Origin of the sequence: Dyadobacter psychrophilus, from assembly GCF_900167945.1 — a bacterium.
GTDB classification, from domain to species: domain Bacteria; phylum Bacteroidota; class Bacteroidia; order Cytophagales; family Spirosomataceae; genus Dyadobacter; species Dyadobacter psychrophilus.
Genome location: NZ_FUZA01000003.1, coordinates 240,292 through 258,260 on the forward strand (window position 1 = coordinate 240,292; position 17,969 = coordinate 258,260).

Genomic DNA, 17,969 nt, shown 5'->3' on the forward strand with positions numbered 1-17,969 from the left:
TCACCATGAACAACACAATAATATCTTCTTTAAATGCCGCTATTGAGGGCAAGAGTGAGACGGAATCGCTGGCGATTCTGGCGGAGCTTTTTCCTGGCGAAGTGGTGTTTTCGACTAGCTTGGGCTATGAAGATCAGGTTATTACAGATTTTATTTTAAAGAATAATCTGAACATTACGATTTTCACCCTGGATACAGGAAGGCTTTTCAGCGAGACTTATATGACGCTGCAAAAGACGAACAACCGCTACGATACGAAGATCAAAGTTTACTATCCGCAAACGCAAACCGTGGAGGAAATGGTAAGCACAAAAGGACCTTTGAGTTTTTATGATTCGGTGGAAAACAGGAAGGAATGTTGCTTTATCCGCAAAGTGGAACCATTGAACCGCGCGTTGAAAGGGGCGAAGATCTGGGTAACCGGTATCAGGGCAGAACAATCGGGCAACCGTCATGATATGCCGCAGCTGGAATGGGACGAAGCGCACCAGCTGGTGAAGTTTCATCCGATCCTTAACTGGTCTTTTGAGGAAGTTAAAACATATGTAAAGTCCAATGGCATTCCTTATAACCCATTGCATGACAAGGGTTTTGTGAGCATTGGTTGCGCACCTTGTACCCGTGCGATCCAGGAAGGCGAGGATTTCCGCGCGGGACGCTGGTGGTGGGAAGATGAATCGAAAAAAGAATGTGGCTTGCATGCTAAGTAGGCTGTGAGCTGTTGGCTTTGGGCTGTCAGTTTATAGGATAATCCTCATTTTGAGCAGCATTAGGCCCTAATTAATAGAAAAACAATTATTCAGAATATGTCAATTTCAGTTAAAGAAGTGTCGGATATCAGCGATCAGGAAGCGCGACGCAAGTCACCCGATTATCTGGACCAGTTGGAGGCCGAGGCGATTTACATTATGCGTGAGGTCGCAGGCCAGTTCGAGCGCCCTGCATTGTTGTTTTCAGGTGGAAAAGATTCTATCACATTGGTAAGACTGGCCCAAAAAGCCTTTGCGCCAGGAAAAATCCCCTTTCCACTGGTGCACGTTGATACCGGACATAATTTTATTGAAGCGATAAATTACCGCGACGAACTGGCCGAACAAATCGGCGCAAAATTGGTCGTTCGCTATGTGGAAGATACCATTAAGGCAAAAGGCCTGAAAGAACAAACTGGCAAGAATGCAAGCCGCAACTGGCTGCAAACCTTCACTTTGCTGGATACAATTGAGGAATTTGAATTTGATGCCTGCATTGGTGGTGCACGGCGTGACGAAGAAAAAGCACGTGCGAAAGAGCGTATCTTTTCATTCCGTGATGAGTTCGGACAGTGGGACCCGAAGCGTCAGCGTCCTGAACTTTGGAACTTGTTCAACGGAAGAATTCATAAAGGTGAAAACGTGCGGGTGTTCCCGATTTCAAACTGGACCGAGCTTGACGTTTGGGCTTATTTGAAAAGAGAAAACATCACATTACCATCCATTTATTTCGCCCACGAGCGTGAATTGATTTTGAGAGATGGAAAATTATTAAATAATACGCCGGTTATCGAAAAAGACGAAAACGACCAGATCGTAACGCGTCAGGTTCGTTTCAGAACGGTTGGTGATATGACCTGTACGGCAGCAGTGGAGTCGAGTGCTGCGACGTTGGACGAGGTTATTGCTGAGATTACTGTTTCTAGGATTAGTGAGAGAGGTGAAACGCGGATTGATGACCAGCAAACGGAAGCAGCGATGGAGGATCGAAAAAAGGGGGGTTACTTCTGAGTTAGCTTTGGTGGACGCCCTTCGACTCCGCTCAGGGTGACAAGGCAACAGGTCATGCACTCAGGGTGACAGGGCAACAGGGCGGTGCACTCAGGATGACAGAGTACATCATATTCAGTCATCGCACCGGCGACCCGGTCACTCATTCACTCATTCAATCATTCAAAATTAAAAAAGGTGGATTTACTAAGATTTATAACAGCAGGTTCCGTGGACGATGGCAAGAGCACATTGATAGGACGCTTGCTTTACGATACAAAAAATATATTGGCGGATCAGATGGAGGCCATTGAGCGTGCGAGTAAGAGCCGCAATGTGGGGGAAATTGATCTGGCGTTGCTGACGGACGGCCTTCGTTCGGAGCGTGAGCAAGGCATTACTATTGATGTAGCTTACAAATATTTCCAAACGCCTAACCGCAAGTTTATCAGCATTGATGCGCCGGGACACATTCAGTATACCAGAAACATGGTTACAGGTGCTTCCAACGCGGATTTGGCAATTATTTTAGTTGATGCGCGTCATGGCGTTGTTGAACAAACACGCCGCCATTCGCTGATCGCTTCCATGCTGGGCATTCCGCATGTGATTGTTGCAATTAACAAAATGGATTTGGTCGGCAATTCAGAAGACGCGTTTTTGGAGATTGCAAAATCTTATCAGGAACTGGCTTCCAAGCTGAATATCAAAGACTTGACATTGATTCCGGTTAGTGCCTTGAATGGCGATAACATTGTAGACAGATCAGTAAATATGCCCTGGTACACAGGCGAAACATTGCTTTCTGTTTTGGAAAATGTCAATGTTTTGAAAGACCAGAATCAGGAAGACGGCCGGTTCTCGGTTCAATATGTAATCCGCCCTCAAACTGATGAATTGCACGATTACCGCGGCTATGCGGGACGGGTGCAGAGCGGAACATTCAAGAAAGGCGATCTGGTTAAAGTTCTGCCTTCGGAAACCGAGTCCAAAATTGCCAAAATCGAATTTGGTGGAAACGAAATTGAAGAAGCGTCTGTTTTAGAATCGGTTACGATCCTACTGGAAGATGACATTGACATCAGTCGCGGGGACACAATTGTTTCAGTAAACAATTCACCGATCGTAAGCCAGGATATTGAAGCACTGATCTGTTGGATGGACGACAAAAAGACCCTGAAAGCAGGCAACAAATACGTATTGCAGCACGGAACAGCACGATCGAGATGCTCAATCCGCGACATTGAATATCAGATCGACATCAATTCATACGAGAAGCTGGACGAAGTAGACAGCCTGAAATTGAACGATGTTGCACGAATTATACTTAGAACAGCCCAGCCAATCGCCTACGACCCATATCAGAAAAATCGCGCAAATGGCGCGGCAATCCTGATCGACGAAACGTCGAATGTGACCGTAGGAGCTTGCATGATTGAATAAAAGAAATTATCACCATGAGCGAAATATTGATTTCTGACAAAGTATCCGCTGTTGCGAAGCGCGATATCATTGATTTAAACCAAAAAATCAATGCATTTAATACGGGGGAGACGCCCGAAGAAGCATTCCGTAAGTTCAGGCTTACCCGCGGTGTCTATGGCCAGCGCCAGCCAGGTGTGCAGATGATCCGTATTAAGCTTCCTTATGGACGCATTACAGCGGACCAGCTGGTCAGAATTGCGGATACTTCGGACAAATTTGCAACCGGAAACCTGCATGCAACCACGCGCCAGGACATTCAGCTACACTTTGTAAAACTTTCCGATTCGCCACAATTATGGGCAGATCTGGAAGATGCAGGCATTACATTAAAAGAAGCCTGCGGTAACACCATTCGTAACGTAACCGCTTCATCGATCGCCGGAATCGACCCGGACGAGCCTTTTGATGTGACACCGATCACGCATTCCATATTCAGCTATTTCCTCCGCAACCCGATCAATCAGGATATGGGCCGGAAGTTTAAAATTGCGGTCTCTTCTTCTGAAAAAGATTCAGCATTGGCATTCATTCATGATGTTGGGCTTATTGCTAAAATGGGCGTGAACGAAGCGGGTGAAACGGTGAAAGGTTTCAAAGTGCTGATTGGCGGCGGATTAGGCGCACAGCCTTTTTCTGCACAAACGGCTTTTGAATTCCTTGAAGAGGATAAAGTTATTCCTTTCATTGAAGCATTGCTTCGCGTTTTTGACCGTTACGGAGAGCGCGTGCGTCGTCATAAGGCACGTATGAAGTTCTTGCTGAACGACATTGGTCTTGAAGAAATGATGGCCAGAGTTGAAGAACAACGCGTTGCGCTTAAAAACAAAGTTTTCACAATTCCAGAAGATTTGTTTGGAACAAAGGAAGTGGAATCAATCACTTTCGCCCCGCGTCCATCTTTGACAGAAGCTGAAATCCTGAACATTGCTTCTCAAAGCATTGAAGCGGACAAGCTTGATATTTTTACAAAATGGCTGAGAACCAACACTTTTGAGCAAAAACAAAAGGGCTGGTATGCTGTTCAGTTACGCGTTCTTTTGGGTGATATGCATTCGGATACAGCGCGTCAGCTTGCGGATTTGGTTCGGCAATATGCTGCGGATGACATTCGTGTGACGGTTAACCAGGGCTATATCCTTCGTTTTGTGAAAGGCGAAGATCTGGTTACGCTTTATCATGAACTGGCAAAATTAGGACTTGCAGCGCCTGGTTTTGACAGCACAATGGACATCACAACTTGCCCGGGAACAGACACTTGTAACCTCGCGATTTCCAGCAGTTATGGAATTACGCGCGTGCTGGAAGATGTAATGCGTGATGAATTCCCTGAAATGATTTACAATCAGGATATTAAGATCAAAATCAGCGGTTGCATGAATGGTTGCGGCCAGCATAATGCGTCCAACATTGGTTTCCACGGAAGCTCTATCAAAAACGGCAAGCTGGTCCTTCCCGCTTTGCAGGTTTTACTAGGCGGCGGTTTTTCCGGCGATGGCATTGGTTTGATCGGTGATAAAGTGATCAAAGTTCCTACCAAACGCGGCCCGGAAGTGTTGCGCACGCTTTTCAATGATTTTGAAACCAATGCGTATGACGGCGAATATTACAATCAATATTATCAGCGTCAAACCAAAAATTATTTCTTCCAATTGCTGAAACCGATTGCAGATCTTACGACTTTGCAAGACGACGATTACCGCGATTGGGACCACGACGAATTGTTCAAAACAGAAATCGGGGTTGGAGAATGTGCCAGTGTGCTGGTTGACCTTGTGGCTACGACGATCACGGAGGGACAGGAAAAATTGAATCTTGCCAAAGAAAACTACGAATCAGGAATCTGGGCGGATGCGATTTATCATGCTTATAATGTGCTGATTACGGGCGCAAAAGGTTTGTTAATGACCAAAGATGTGACACTGAACACGCAGTATGGCATCGTGAATGACTTCGAAACGCATTTCGGACAGGATTTCAAATACGAAACGCCTGTTGAATTTGCGCGCGAAGATAAAGCAGAAGCACCTTTCCGTTCGCTGGCATTCAGCATCAATCATTTTGAGCCGACCCAGGAATTTGCTACTTACTTCCTCAGCACCGCGGAACAGTTTTTAAATTTTGTCCGTGATACACGTGAGGCGCAATTGGTGGAAACAGGCGAGCCGGTTTTGCAGGAATTGTCATTCGGAAACGATAGTTAAAATGACTTGAAGCATCGGCTGTCGGCACATTGAGCATTATGCTTGATTGTTGACAGCCGAAAGCGAAAGTCTTGATAATATGAAACTTACACTTATTGGTGCCGGGCCAGGTGATCCTGACCTGATCACCTTGAAAGGGGTAAAAGCATTACAAAAAGCGAAAGTTGTTTTGTATGACTCCCTCGCCCACCCCTCACTTCTCGATTATTGCCCCATAGATTGTGTGAAGATCCTTGTCGGGAAGCGGTTTGGTAAAACAAGCTGCGCACAAGACGATATTAACGCCTTAATTGTCGAAAATGCACGTGTATACGGCGAAGTTGTCCGTTTGAAAGGCGGAGATTCCTTCATTTTCGGCCGTGGCTATGAGGAGATCCTTTACGCAGCGCAATTCGGCATTGAATCCGAAATAATTCCAGGTATATCCAGCAGTTATGCAGCTCCTGCGCTGGCCGGCATTCCCCTTACTTCAAGAGGTTTAAGTGAAAGTTTTTGGGTCATTACGGGCACAACCAAGAACCATGCATTGTCTGATGACCTGCTTCTGGCTGCACAATCCACGGCCACGGTTGTCATTTTGATGGGCTTGCATAAGTTGCAGGAAATAGTGAATATATACGCAGCACTGGACAAACTGGACGAGTCCATTTCGATCATTCAAAATGGAACATTGGAAAACCAGAAAGTGGTAACAGGAAAGATTAGCAACATTGCCACATTGGCGCAGGTGAGCGAAATCGCGTCTCCGGCCATCATTGTCATTGGCAAAGTTGCTGCATTACCCGATTTGAGCTTTGAACAAATTGAACAAATGATTCAACAGGGAAGATCTGTTGCAAGTGAAGTGAATTAAAGCAAGCTCAAAATCCAATTTATATCAATCAGATTCTCCTTTCCGCGGAATTCAAGAAAATAAATTATCCCCGCCAACACCGCATAGCTGACAAACAGCCATTTCTTCTTCATTTCATACTGATCGTGGTGATGAAAATAATCGTATACCATAGAAGCAGTAAACCCAAAGATCATCAGCACGAAAGATATTAGGCCGCAATCCTGACGGTAATGCAGGTATGTGTGCAATGCGGGAGCGCCGAGGACCAGATACATCAGCCACATGCCAAATCCCACCCTGTACAGATACATGCTCAGGCGGCGATCATTCTTTATGTCAAATATTCCTTCCAAAACGGTCGTTATTGAATTGGTTTGAAACAGTGAATTTAACGAAATACACATTCAAAAACCAGCATTTCATATAGATATAATATATACGTATCATTGCAGAAAAATGTTTGCATGCAACTAATAGTCTCAAAATTTCTTTTTTTATTACTAAATCAAATCGCATCATTGTCCTGGAAGAACGCTTTCAGGCTTTCTGATTTTTTATGCTGGTCTATTTTCAGCGTGGGACGATATCGCAGAGAAGTGATCCGTAAAAACCTAAAAAACAGCTTTCCTGAAAAAACGGATGCCGAGCTCTCCTGCATTGCCAAAGATTTTCAGCTCCATTTCACCGACCTGATCGTTGAGACCATCAAGTTCCGCACGGCAAGCCCGGAATGTGTGCGGGAACGCCTCCGGGGAGATATCAGCATCATGGATAAATTTTACAATGACAAGACCAACATTATATATTTAATGGGCCACCGCGGCAACTGGGAGCTTGCCAATCTCTTTTCCTCGCTTTGCTTCACGCACGAATGCATTGTGGTTTACAGGCCATTGCAAAACGAAGCTTCCGATCAGTGGTTTCTGGATCTGAGGACGAGATTCGGTGCAAAACTGGTCCCTATGGACAACATTTTCAAGGAATTACAAAAGCCCCGCGAGAAACCCTACGTCGTCGTCCTCGCAAATGACCAGTCGCCCAATCCGAAAACCGCTTTCTGGACACAATTCCTGCATCAGGATACGGGTGTTTTTAGAGGCGTTGAGACCATTGCAAGGCGTTATAATCTGACCGTTCTGTACGCCGATTTCGCCAAAGTGGCCAACAAAAGAGGTTATTACCAGGTCGCGATTTCGACCATTACGGAATGCCCAAAAGAGGTTCAAAACAACGCAATTCTTGAAAAACAGCTGCGTATCCTTGAAAAAGACATCAATTTACAGCCGCATAACTGGCTTTGGAGCCATAGACGCTGGAAACACAAACGCCCGGAATGCTTGAAACCGGAACAGACGCTAGCCTGATTCCCACCATTTTCCTGATTGCCCGGTCTTCGAAAAGTGCCATTTCGAGGAACTAAATCTTTCGTAAATTCGGTTTTTTCACTGCAAAAGGATTCAACGCAATGAAAAAACTTTCCACCCGACTTTTACTGTTCCTCCTGACAGCAATTTCGAGGCTTTCATGGAAAAAATTATATAAGCTTTCCGATATCTTCCGCTTCCTCATCTTCGACATTGGCCAATACAGAAAGCAGGTCATTTTTGCGAATTTGAAAAACAGTTTTCCTACCTATAATGAAAACACAATAGAATCGATTGCCAGGCGATATTATCAAAACTTCACCGACATTGTTTTTGAAACGATCAAACTAAGGTCCATTTCAAAGAATGATCTGCTCAGCCGGTTCGAGCTGGAAACCGAATTGCTGGATCATTATTATGCACAGCAAAAAAGCCTTGTAGTTGTATCCGGGCACCTGGGAAATTGGGAAATGCTCAACTTATTTGCTTCTGCCAAATTATCCTACCAAATTGTGGTCGTTTACCACGAGCTGGCCAATGACATTTTTGAAGATTGGTTTAAAAAAGTCAGGACCAAGTTTGGGACGGAAATGGTGCCTATGAAAGAAGCGATGGTCCGCGCGATGGCGCCCAGGGAAAAGCCTTTTCTTTTTGTTTTGGTGAATGATCAGTCACCAAGTCCGGACAAGGCTTACTGGACCAGTTTCTTGAACCAGGACACCGGGATTTTCCGGGGCGGCGAACTGATCGCAAAGCGCTTAAATGCACCGGTTTTGTATATGGGGATTTTGCGGGATGAGCGAAAAAGAGGCCATTACCGCTCCTATTTCAAACTGATCACCGAAAATCCGAAGAAAGAACCGGCCAACAACATTCTGCAAAGCCAGATTGAATATCTGGAAGAGGACATCAAGCGCCAACCCGATAACTGGCTTTGGAGCCACAGAAGGTGGAAACATGCACGGCCGCAAAACCTGCTGCCTTTTCAATTACGACAAGAAATAAAAAGTGAATAAACCCATAAAAGTCCTTATCCTGCGTTTCTCTTCCATTGGTGACATTGTGCTTACCACGCCGGTAATAAGGTGCTTGAAACAACAGGTTAACGCCGAAATTCACTATTTTACAAAATCAAAATTCCAGTTTCTGCTCGCCGACAATCCCTATGTCGATAAAATATGGTTGCTGGACAAAGACATTAATCCCATCCTTAAACAGCTCAAAGCTGAAAAATTTGACTACGTTATTGATCTGCACGCCAATATCAGGACGCTGCGCATTAAGCTAGCCTTGGGCGTGAAGGCATTCAGTTTTGATAAATTAAATGCACTTAAATGGCTTCTTACGACATTTAAGATCGACTATCTGCCCGATATCCACATTGTGGACCGCTATATGGAAACCTTGAATGTGTTCCAGGTAACTAATGACGGACAAGGACTAGACTATTTCATTCCTTATAAAGACAATGTTGAAACAAGCTGGCTTCCGGCCACGCACCAGGGAACATTTGTCGCCTACGCAATCGGAGGGCAGCATAACACCAAAAAACTGCCTGTGCCGAGAATGATCGAACTTTGCAGGAAGATCAACTTCCCAATTGTCTTATTGGGTGGAAAGGAAGATTTTGAAGCCGGCGAAGCAATCCGAATGGCCATTGGCGACAATTTGATCCTGAATACCTGCGGGAAATACAATTTTAATCAATCCGCATCGCTGGTTCAGAAATCGCTGATCGTGTTTTCGCATGATACGGGGCTTATGCACGTCGCGGCGGCCTTTAAGAAAAAAGTGTATTCGATTTGGGGAAATACCATTCCAGGTTTTGGAATGTATCCATATAAAACTGCTTTTGAAGTGCTTGAAAATAATAACCTCAAATGCAGACCTTGTTCAAAGATCGGATATAAAGCGTGTCCGCAAAAACATTTTAAATGCATGAACGAGCTTTCCTTAGACTTTCCGATCAAAGAACTACCCGGAGACAAATAGTGTTAAAATTGCTGAACATTAAGATCACAAACGACCATTCATGAATAAAAAAGTAAACATTGGCATTGTCCAAATGAGCTGCACCGAGGATGTTGAGGCCAACTTCCAGAAGGCCGTAAAAGGAATCCGTGAAGCTGCACAGAAGGGTGCTAATATTATATGCCTGCAAGAGCTTTTCCGTTCGCTGTATTTCTGCGATGTGGAAGATCACAGCAACTTCCAGCTTGCCGAACCTATTCCCGGCCCCTCTACGGAGTCGTTAAGCGCATTGGCGAAGGAATTGGGCGTTGTGATCATTGCGTCGCTTTTTGAGAAACGCGCACACGGTCTTTACCATAATACTACAGCGGTTCTGGATGCCGACGGCGCTTACCTGGGCAAATACCGCAAAATGCACATTCCCGACGATCCGGGTTATTACGAAAAATTCTACTTCACTCCTGGTGATGCCGCGACCGGTGAATCTGTGGGTGAAGCCGGAGATAAAGATGGCTACCGGGTTTTCGACACAAAATTTGCCAAAATAGGCGTGTTAATCTGCTGGGATCAATGGTATCCCGAAGCAGCACGTATTACGAGCCTGATGGGCGCCGAGATTCTTTTCTACCCCACTGCCATCGGCTGGGATACAAATGAAACAGACCCGGTCATTAATGAGGAGCAGTATGGCGCGTGGCAAACCATTCAACGCGGGCATGCCGTTGCCAATGGCGTTTACGTCGTTTCAGTGAACCGGACAGGTCGGGAAGCCGATCAGCAATTCTGGGGTGGCTCTTTCATCGCTAATCCGCAGGGCCGTTTGTTATATCTCGCGCCGCATAAAGAGGAAGTAACCCACGTTGAGGAGCTTGATTTGCAAAAGCTTGATTTTTACAGAACAACATGGCCTTTCCTGAGAGACCGCAGGATTGATTCTTACAAGCCAATTCTCAAACGCTACATTGATTAGCAGGAACAGGGAAATATAATTATTCTTAGTTTACATGAGTTTACAAAAAAGAGGGCTCCCGAAATGGGACCCTCTTTTTTGATTTTTGCATATTCCTGTAAAATAGGTTCAAAAATCCAAATATGTAACCGATATTTTATTTAAAATCCAAATTTTACGTATATAAACTTCTCAATTTTAACCAATTAATTGTCAGTTTTTAAAATTTAAGTCTATCTAACGCATAGAGATTCTGCCGAAACGGGAAATTTAAATTATTTATAAAATTATTACCAAAACATTTTATAAACATTTTAAATGACCAATTTTAATTGCAAAAAACTTCAATTTTTCGGTTTATTCTCTTGCATTATTTCACATTGTCAGTATATTTGACAAGTCGTTAAACGAATGACTGAACTTCTGAATACAAGATATATTCCAGCCGCACATGAATATATCTGACTGTATCGGGGGGAACATTTACCAAGGCCGATTATCTCCCAAAGATTTATCCGGCATGTTCTGACCTGATACAATATAATTTTTTTAATACAAGGTTTACCAAGAACACCGTGGACAGGCAAATTGTCTACGCAGGGATTTCTTTGTCTCTGCTTACACTCTCAAACACTGTCTGTCCTCGATTTAAGAGGGTATTGCTTTCCGGAAAAGCAGTTTTGCAAGCTTATGGCTGTGTTGTTCTGTCCACGCGAAAGTGTGTGCGGCGCACGGCAACGTGGACACCACACAGCCATAACTTTTTTCTCCTCCTATTACTGATACCTAACAACAATTTAACTCATCTTCTCCCATGCGTAAAGTTCTACTCTTATTATTATGGGCTTGTCTGTGTTCTCCGCTTGCTTACGCCCAGGTGCGTCAGATCAGCGGCAAGATATCAGCAGCTGACGATGGTCTCGGACTTGCTGGCGCTTCCATTATATTTAAAGGAACCAACGTCGGTTCAAACGCAGATGCAGACGGAAAATTCAGTTTTTCTGTTCCCGGTGATGGAATTCTTGTAGTTTCTTATGTGGGTTTCCTGATCAAAGAATTGCCGATCGGAAACCAGACTCAATTTGATATCAAACTTGACGCCGATACAAGACAACTTGCCGAAGTGGTGGTTACCGCTTTTGGTATAGAACGTGAGAAAAAAGCATTGGGTTACACCGTGCAGGAAGTTAAAGGAAGCGCGCTGACCGAATCGCGGTCAACAAACGTGGCGAACGCATTATCCGGTAAAATTGCAGGTGTAAGGGTTCAGGCCAATGGCGGACCGGGCAGCAGCTCTACGATCCAGATTCGCGGATCTTCTTCTGTCTCAGGCAATAACCAGCCGTTAATCGTTATCGACGGTGTGCCGATGGAGCAGACTTCGAGCAAAACACTGGGTGGCGGAATTTCTGAGGTTAACCCGGACAACATTAAAGAAATGTCTGTTTTGAAAGGGCCTAACGCAGCTGCATTGTACGGTTCACGCGCAGCAAACGGGGTTATTTTGATTACGACTAAAAATGGTCAGGGCACAAAAGGATTGGGTGTTGAAGTAAATTCAAACATTACATTCGAACGTCCCTGGATCAAACCTGATTTTCAAAATACATATGGCGGAGGAAGCGGTTACCGCACCTGGTACAACGACGGATGGAGCTCTTCTATCACAGATCCTGCCCAAATCGCACAATACAGAGCCGTTTATGACGCAAGATATCCGCTGGCTGGTTCAGCAGGAACGGATGAAAGCTGGGGAGCGCCTATGGATGGCCGTATGGTGAGACAGTGGTGGACTGGTGACGATGTTGCACCACTGACTCCTCAGCCTAACAACTGGGAAGAATACTGGCAGACAGGCCGCACGATCACAAACTCGGTGGCACTGTCAGGAGGAAATGACAAAGGCTATTTTCGTTTGGGATTGAGCCGAGTGGATCAGAAAGGGATCATGTATTACAATGATTTCCACAGAAATAACTTCCGCATTAACTCAGGTTACAATTTGACCAAAAACATCAGCATTACATTGTCTGGTGAGTATATCAAATCCGGCTCAGACAACCGCAGCTATGCGGGCGGGCAGGAATTTATCTGGTCTCACCGCTCGGTTTCATGGGATCAGCTGCGCAACTACGAACAATACACGGATGTGCATAACCAAAAAGTGGGCGACACAGATCCACCAAACTGGCAGCATACATTTTTTACCAACCCTTATTTTTCTCAACTTAAAATGCCATCCGGCAATGAAAAAGACAGGTTGCTAGGAAACATCGCATTGAACTACAAAATCCTGCCTTCGCTTTCCTTAATGCTTCGCTCAGGAACGGATTACTGGTCTGACACGCGTATTAATGTAACCAACTTCCTTCGCGTTCGGAACGGCACAAGAACACCGGGACGCTTTAACGAAGAGGTTTTGCGCAGCCAGGAAACGAACACGGATTTCATGCTGACTTACACGAAGAACATTACCAGCGACTTTGGTGTGAATGTTCAGTTCGGTGGCATCCAGCGTAAAAACTATTACAAGAGAAATTACTTTGCTGTGGGTGAAATGGTTGTGGATGGCCTTTATAATGCCGGAAACTCCGTTCCAAGCGCCAACACCATCGAAAGTAAAATCGAAGAATCTGAAACGCAAAGCTTGTTTGGAACGGCTAATTTCTCATGGAGAAACGCGCTTTTCCTTGACCTTACTGCCAGAAACGACTGGTCGAGCACATTGCCTTCCAATGCACGCTCTTACTTCTACCCTTCTGCATCTGTAAGCGCAGTTTTAACCGAATTGTTTGATGTAAAAAGCAATGTGCTTTCATTTGGAAAGATCCGCGCCAGCTATGCTCAGGTGGGTAATGATGCGACGCCTTATCAACTTGCACAAACATTCACTGCGAGCGGATCATGGAACGGAGCAGTTCCGAAATTTGGTGAAAACATTCAGATTGCAAATGCTGACTTGAAGCCTGAGATTACAACCGGTCTTGAATTAGGTGCCGACGTACGCTTCTTCAAAGGAAAAGTTGGTTTGGATGTGACTTATTACGATCAAACAACAAAAGATCAGATCCTGGGTGTTGAGATTTCGAAAGCGAGTGGTTATGACAAAAGAATCCTGAATGCCGGAAAGATCACGAACAAAGGCGTTGAAGTAACATTATCCGGAACGCCGGTGAAATTGTCCAATGGTTTCAGCTGGGAAGTTTCATTGAACTACGCCCGCAACCGCAACAAAGTGGTTGAGCTGGCAGAAGGACTTACGACTTACACATTGGCAACGCAGCGCGGAATGACCTCAGAAGCACGTGTAGGAGAATCTTACGGAACATTCTACGGCGTTGGCTTCCTGAAATCACCGGATGGACAAGTTGTTTATGGAGCAAACGGACTTCCAGTAACCGCCTCAAATCAAAAACTGGGTAACGTGCAGCCAGACTGGATCGGCGGAATGTTGAACACGTTCAACTACAAGGGCTTCTCATTGAGCGCATTGGTTGATGTTCGCATAGGTGGCGACATTTATGACGAAGGAACGGGAACTGCCCGTTGGACTGGTCAATATGCAGAAACGGCGCTTGGTCGTGAAGAAGGTGTGATCGGAAAAGGTGTTCGGGAAGTAACGGGAGCGGATGGTTCTAAATCTTTTGTTCCAAACGACATCATTGTTACGGCTAATCAGCTTTACGGTTACAGCAACCCACGTAACTATCACGAGTCAGCGATTTTCGACGCAAGTTATGTGAAGCTTCGCGAAGTTTCACTGGGTTACAGCATCAGCCCTGCATTCCTGAAAAGAATCAAAATCCAGTCAGCAAAACTTTCAGTAGTAGGACGCAATGTGTGGATGATCTTCAAAAACACACCGCATATCGATCCTGAAATTGATGCAAAAGGCGCAAATGGACAAGGTTTCGGTTACGGCGAGCTTCCTAGCTCACGCAGCGTGGGTATGAACCTGGCCTTGTCATTCTGATCCAGTCAATCGAGTTAACTGACCTTAAAGAATCCGAAGATGAAAAACATATTGAATCATAAAACCATTTGGATGACGGCGCTTGCAGGGATTTTGACTGCATCGAGCTGCACCAAAGATTTTGATGAAATGAATGTAAGTCCGAACAACCCTACGGCCATCGGACCGCAATATCTGCTTCCTACCGGCATTGAAACCGCTATCGACCGTTACTGGGGACACCGGACGCGTTTCGAGCGCATCAACATTGACGCAGCCGAATTGTATGTGCAGCATTTGACGCGTAACATTTATTCCAATGAAGGTGACGATTACACGGTTTCACCTGCATTGGTTGCTAATAACTGGAAAGGTTTCTACAACGATTCTCAGCTGAATTTCCAACGCATTATTGCGCTGTCGGGCGAAGGATCTGCCAATCCGAATTCAAATTACGAAGGCGTTGCACTGGTGATGCGGACGTGGGTTTTCTCCTTATTAACAGACCTTTACGGAGCAATTCCTTACAATGACGCGATCAAAGGAACAGCCGACGCACCGATTTACACGCCGAAATACGATCCAATGGACGTGGTTTACGCCGGTATGCTGAACGACTTGAAAATGGCAAACGAAAAACTGGTCGTAGGCGGCCCGGCCGTTGCGGGTGACATTATGTATTCAGGTGATATTTTGAAATGGAAAAAATTCGCCAACTCATTGCGGTTGCGTCTTGCGAACCGTCAGGCTGCCAAAAAACCTGCGGAATCGAAAGCGATCATGACCGAGATTGTTTCTGATCCTAAAACATTCCCGATTTTCACAAGCAATGCCGACAATGCGCAGTTGAACTGCACAACGGTTTTGCCAAGTAACAACGAGTGGAACCAGGTGATGAAGCAGGATGGCCGTACGGACTGGAACATCAGCAAAACATTGGCCGACAAAATGAATGCACTGGACGACAGCCGCATTACCAAATATGCCAATCCAAACAAAGACGGCAAGTACGAAGGCCATCCAAATGGCTTGCCGGATGCGATCGCAACGACTTACCTCGCAACGAGCTCAACAATCGGTGACGCATTCACCAAAGCAGAAGCGCCGGAAGTGATCATGACTTTCGCAGAACTGAACTTCATTCTGGCCGAAGCCGCGCTCGACGGAGAGATCACAGGCAGTGCAAAAACGTATTTCGACGCTGGAATCGCTGCTTCTTTCGCACAATACGGCTTGACTCCTCCCGCATCATTCATTACCAAACTGGGTGCGGTGACAAGAGAAAAAGTTTTGGAGCAAAAATGGGTCGCACTTTTCGGTCAGGGAGTTGAAGCCTGGGCAGAATGGCGCAGAACAGGTTTTCCGGTTTTCCCGGCTGTTGATCCACGCGCAGTGTTGCAGAACAGCGGCATCCTGCCAACCCGTTTCCCTTATCCTAACTCGGAATATTCGCTGAATGCCGAGTCTGTAAAAGCAGGAGAAGGCCTGAACGGTGGTCCTAACGACATGAAAACCAAGTTGTGGTGGGCAGAGAAGTAAGCAGGTTATTGTTCCAAAAAAATCAAGAATCGAGATTATGAAAAATATCAAAACATACATTCCCGCACTTTGCCTGGCACTTACGCTTTCACTCGGACTGGCATCCTGCAAAGAAGAAGATCCGTTTCTGGACCGCGATGTAGCGCCGGTGTTGGTTGACATTGTGGGTGCCGCTTTCGGCGCACCTATCGCAAGTGAGCCAACCGTTGGTTACCAGGCGACTGCTCCGAAATTAACCCTTTCAGCACGCCTGCTTGAACTGGATAAGACCAACATTCTGGATCATACAAAAGGCATTGATTCCATTCCCGTTCCGAATGTTCCGATCAAAATCACCTTGCGTACAGGAGCCGTTTTGGGCGAAGTAACATCTAATGCACAAGGCCTCGTAACGATCGACAAAACATGGGCGGAATTAGGCGTTCCGACACCGAAAGCAGGCACGGTTACGAAGATTTCCTGGACGGGAACGTACAAGGGAATTGCATTTACAAGATTTTCACAAGTGCAAGCTAACTAGCTCACAATAAGGATAATGTATAGATATATTTTCTAAATAATTTGTATATTGTACCGAGGACTTTACCACAAATACTTATCGTCACATCTTTTCTAAACAATACAACAATGACTCAAAAAATGGACCGTCGAAATCTGTTAAAATCCGGTTTAATGGCAATCGGAGGAATGACTTTGGCACCGCATCTGAGTATGGGTGCTTTCTCAAACGCGCCGCTTAGTCTGGACCCTGAAAACCGTATTTTCCGCAGCCCAATGGTAAGGGAACATTTCCTTCCAAACGACTTTAAAGCGCCTAAGATCATTGCGAAACTGAACTCCAATGAAAATCCTTACGGCCCACCAATGTCCGCGCAGAAAGCCGTTGCCGATTCTGTGAAAAACGGAAACCGTTATGCATGGAAAGAAATGTATGACCTGATCGATAAAATTGCAAAGAAAGAAGGCGTTTCTGCTGACCACATTATGATGGGACCAGGTTCTTCGGATCTTTTGGAAAAAGTGGCTTTGGTAACCTTCATGAACGGAAAAGGAAACATTGTTTCTGCCGATCCTTGCTATATGTCATTGGTACAGGTTGCCAAATCCGTAGGCGCAACCTGGAAGCCGGTTCCCTGTACAGCTGACTGGTCACACGATCTGAAAGCAATGGAAGCTGCCATCGACAGCGAAACAAAACTGGTTTATGTTTGTAACCCAAACAACCCAACCGGTGCTATCACAAAAGGACAGGACCTGCTTGATTTCTGTTCACGCGTTTCCGAAAAAGTGCCTGTATTTGTTGACGAAGCTTACATTGAGCTAGCCGTTGGCGCTGACACGCAGAGTATGGTTTCGCTTTTGACTCAAAAGAAAAATGTAATCGTGGCCCGTACTTTCTCCAAAATCATGGGAATGGCTGGTATCCGCGTAGGTTATATGGTTGCACTTCCAACTTACCTGGCGGGCATTAATAAGATCACACGTGGCGGAATGGGCATTTCTTATACTTCGATCTTCGCAGCATCGGCAAGTTTGGACGACAATCAATTCCAGGACAGCACGCGCAAGCTGAACCACGAAGCGAAACTTTATCTATACGAAAACCTGGACAAATTGGGATACAAATACATTCCTTCTTATACCAACTTCGTACTGTTCCCGATCAGCATTACGGGCAAGGAACTCCTGACCAAAATGAGCGACAAAGGCGTTGCCGTAAGGTCATTTGATATCCAAAACAAACCATGGTGCCGCGTTAGTATCGGAACCATGGACGAAATGAAAGCCTTCGTAGGTGCGCTCAACCAGTTGAGTTAACATTGTGCACGTCACTTCGACTACGCTCAGGCTGACAAAAGCCTCTTCGAATTGACAATAGCCTTGTCACACTGAGCGGACCGGGCCGCCGGGCAGTCGAAGTGACGTGCACTATG

The 17,969-nt window shown here is 45.5% G+C and carries 14 protein-coding genes; 13 read left to right on the forward strand and 1 reads right to left on the reverse strand.

Going from position 1 to position 17,969, the window contains the following annotated elements; all coding sequences use genetic code 11:
• Nucleotides 1-5 precede the first annotated feature (5 nt).
• The 5 genes from B5X68_RS14815 to cobA all read left to right on the forward strand — a co-directional run bounded on the left by B5X68_RS14815 (nt 6) and on the right by cobA (nt 6,278).
• A complete protein-coding gene (locus tag B5X68_RS14815; protein WP_082215528.1) occupies nt 6-710 on the forward strand; it encodes a phosphoadenylyl-sulfate reductase in 705 nt (234 codons plus the stop codon).
• A 96-nt stretch (nt 711-806) separates the two neighbouring features.
• Nucleotides 807-1,760, forward strand: coding sequence for a sulfate adenylyltransferase subunit CysD (cysD, locus tag B5X68_RS14820; protein ID WP_082215529.1), 954 nt, complete (start codon nt 807-809; stop codon nt 1,758-1,760).
• A 177-nt stretch (nt 1,761-1,937) separates the two neighbouring features.
• Nucleotides 1,938-3,182, forward strand: coding sequence for a sulfate adenylyltransferase subunit 1 (locus B5X68_RS14825; RefSeq protein ID WP_082215530.1), 1,245 nt, complete (start codon nt 1,938-1,940; stop codon nt 3,180-3,182).
• Between the two features lie 14 nt (nt 3,183-3,196).
• A complete protein-coding gene (locus tag B5X68_RS14830; RefSeq protein ID WP_082215531.1) occupies nt 3,197-5,425 on the forward strand; it encodes a ferredoxin-like domain-containing protein in 2,229 nt (742 codons plus the stop codon).
• Between the two features lie 79 nt (nt 5,426-5,504).
• Nucleotides 5,505-6,278, forward strand: coding sequence for a uroporphyrinogen-III C-methyltransferase (gene cobA, locus B5X68_RS14835; RefSeq protein ID WP_082215760.1), 774 nt, complete (start codon nt 5,505-5,507; stop codon nt 6,276-6,278).
• Here cobA and B5X68_RS14840 read toward each other — a convergent pair.
• Nucleotides 6,275-6,664 carry a hypothetical protein gene (locus B5X68_RS14840; protein ID WP_082215532.1) on the reverse strand — a complete coding sequence of 130 codons (390 nt, stop codon included), beginning with the start codon at nt 6,662-6,664 and terminating at the stop codon, nt 6,275-6,277. The genes cobA and B5X68_RS14840 overlap by 4 nt on opposite strands.
• A gap of 60 nt (nt 6,665-6,724) precedes the next feature.
• On the opposite strand from B5X68_RS14840, the gene B5X68_RS14845 reads away from it, so the two are divergent.
• From B5X68_RS14845 to B5X68_RS14880, 8 genes are all read left to right on the forward strand, one after another.
• Nucleotides 6,725-7,624 carry a lysophospholipid acyltransferase family protein gene (locus tag B5X68_RS14845; RefSeq protein ID WP_082215533.1) on the forward strand — a complete coding sequence of 300 codons (900 nt, stop codon included), beginning with the start codon at nt 6,725-6,727 and terminating at the stop codon, nt 7,622-7,624.
• A gap of 101 nt (nt 7,625-7,725) precedes the next feature.
• The gene (locus B5X68_RS14850) at nt 7,726-8,640 is read left to right on the forward strand and encodes a lysophospholipid acyltransferase family protein (RefSeq protein WP_082215534.1); all 915 of its coding nucleotides are present in this window, start codon (nt 7,726-7,728) and stop codon (nt 8,638-8,640) included.
• Nucleotides 8,633-9,616 (forward strand): glycosyltransferase family 9 protein, encoded by a 984-nt coding sequence (locus B5X68_RS14855; RefSeq protein ID WP_082215535.1) that lies wholly within the window; start codon nt 8,633-8,635, stop codon nt 9,614-9,616. Before B5X68_RS14850 ends, B5X68_RS14855 begins: the two co-directional genes overlap by 8 nt.
• Before the next feature lie 40 nt (nt 9,617-9,656).
• Nucleotides 9,657-10,565: a carbon-nitrogen hydrolase gene (locus tag B5X68_RS14860; protein WP_082215536.1), complete on the forward strand. Its 909-nt coding sequence runs from the start codon at nt 9,657-9,659 to the stop codon at nt 10,563-10,565.
• Between the two features lie 793 nt (nt 10,566-11,358).
• Nucleotides 11,359-14,517: a SusC/RagA family TonB-linked outer membrane protein gene (locus B5X68_RS14865; RefSeq protein WP_082215537.1), complete on the forward strand. Its 3,159-nt coding sequence runs from the start codon at nt 11,359-11,361 to the stop codon at nt 14,515-14,517.
• A 39-nt stretch (nt 14,518-14,556) separates the two neighbouring features.
• Nucleotides 14,557-16,035: a SusD/RagB family nutrient-binding outer membrane lipoprotein gene (locus B5X68_RS14870; protein WP_082215538.1), complete on the forward strand. Its 1,479-nt coding sequence runs from the start codon at nt 14,557-14,559 to the stop codon at nt 16,033-16,035.
• Nucleotides 16,036-16,072: 37 nt separating this feature from the next.
• A complete protein-coding gene (locus B5X68_RS14875) occupies nt 16,073-16,555 on the forward strand; it encodes a hypothetical protein (protein ID WP_082215539.1) in 483 nt (160 codons plus the stop codon).
• A gap of 107 nt (nt 16,556-16,662) precedes the next feature.
• A complete protein-coding gene (locus tag B5X68_RS14880; protein ID WP_082215540.1) occupies nt 16,663-17,853 on the forward strand; it encodes a pyridoxal phosphate-dependent aminotransferase in 1,191 nt (396 codons plus the stop codon).
• The last annotated feature ends 116 nt before the right edge of the window (nt 17,854-17,969 follow it).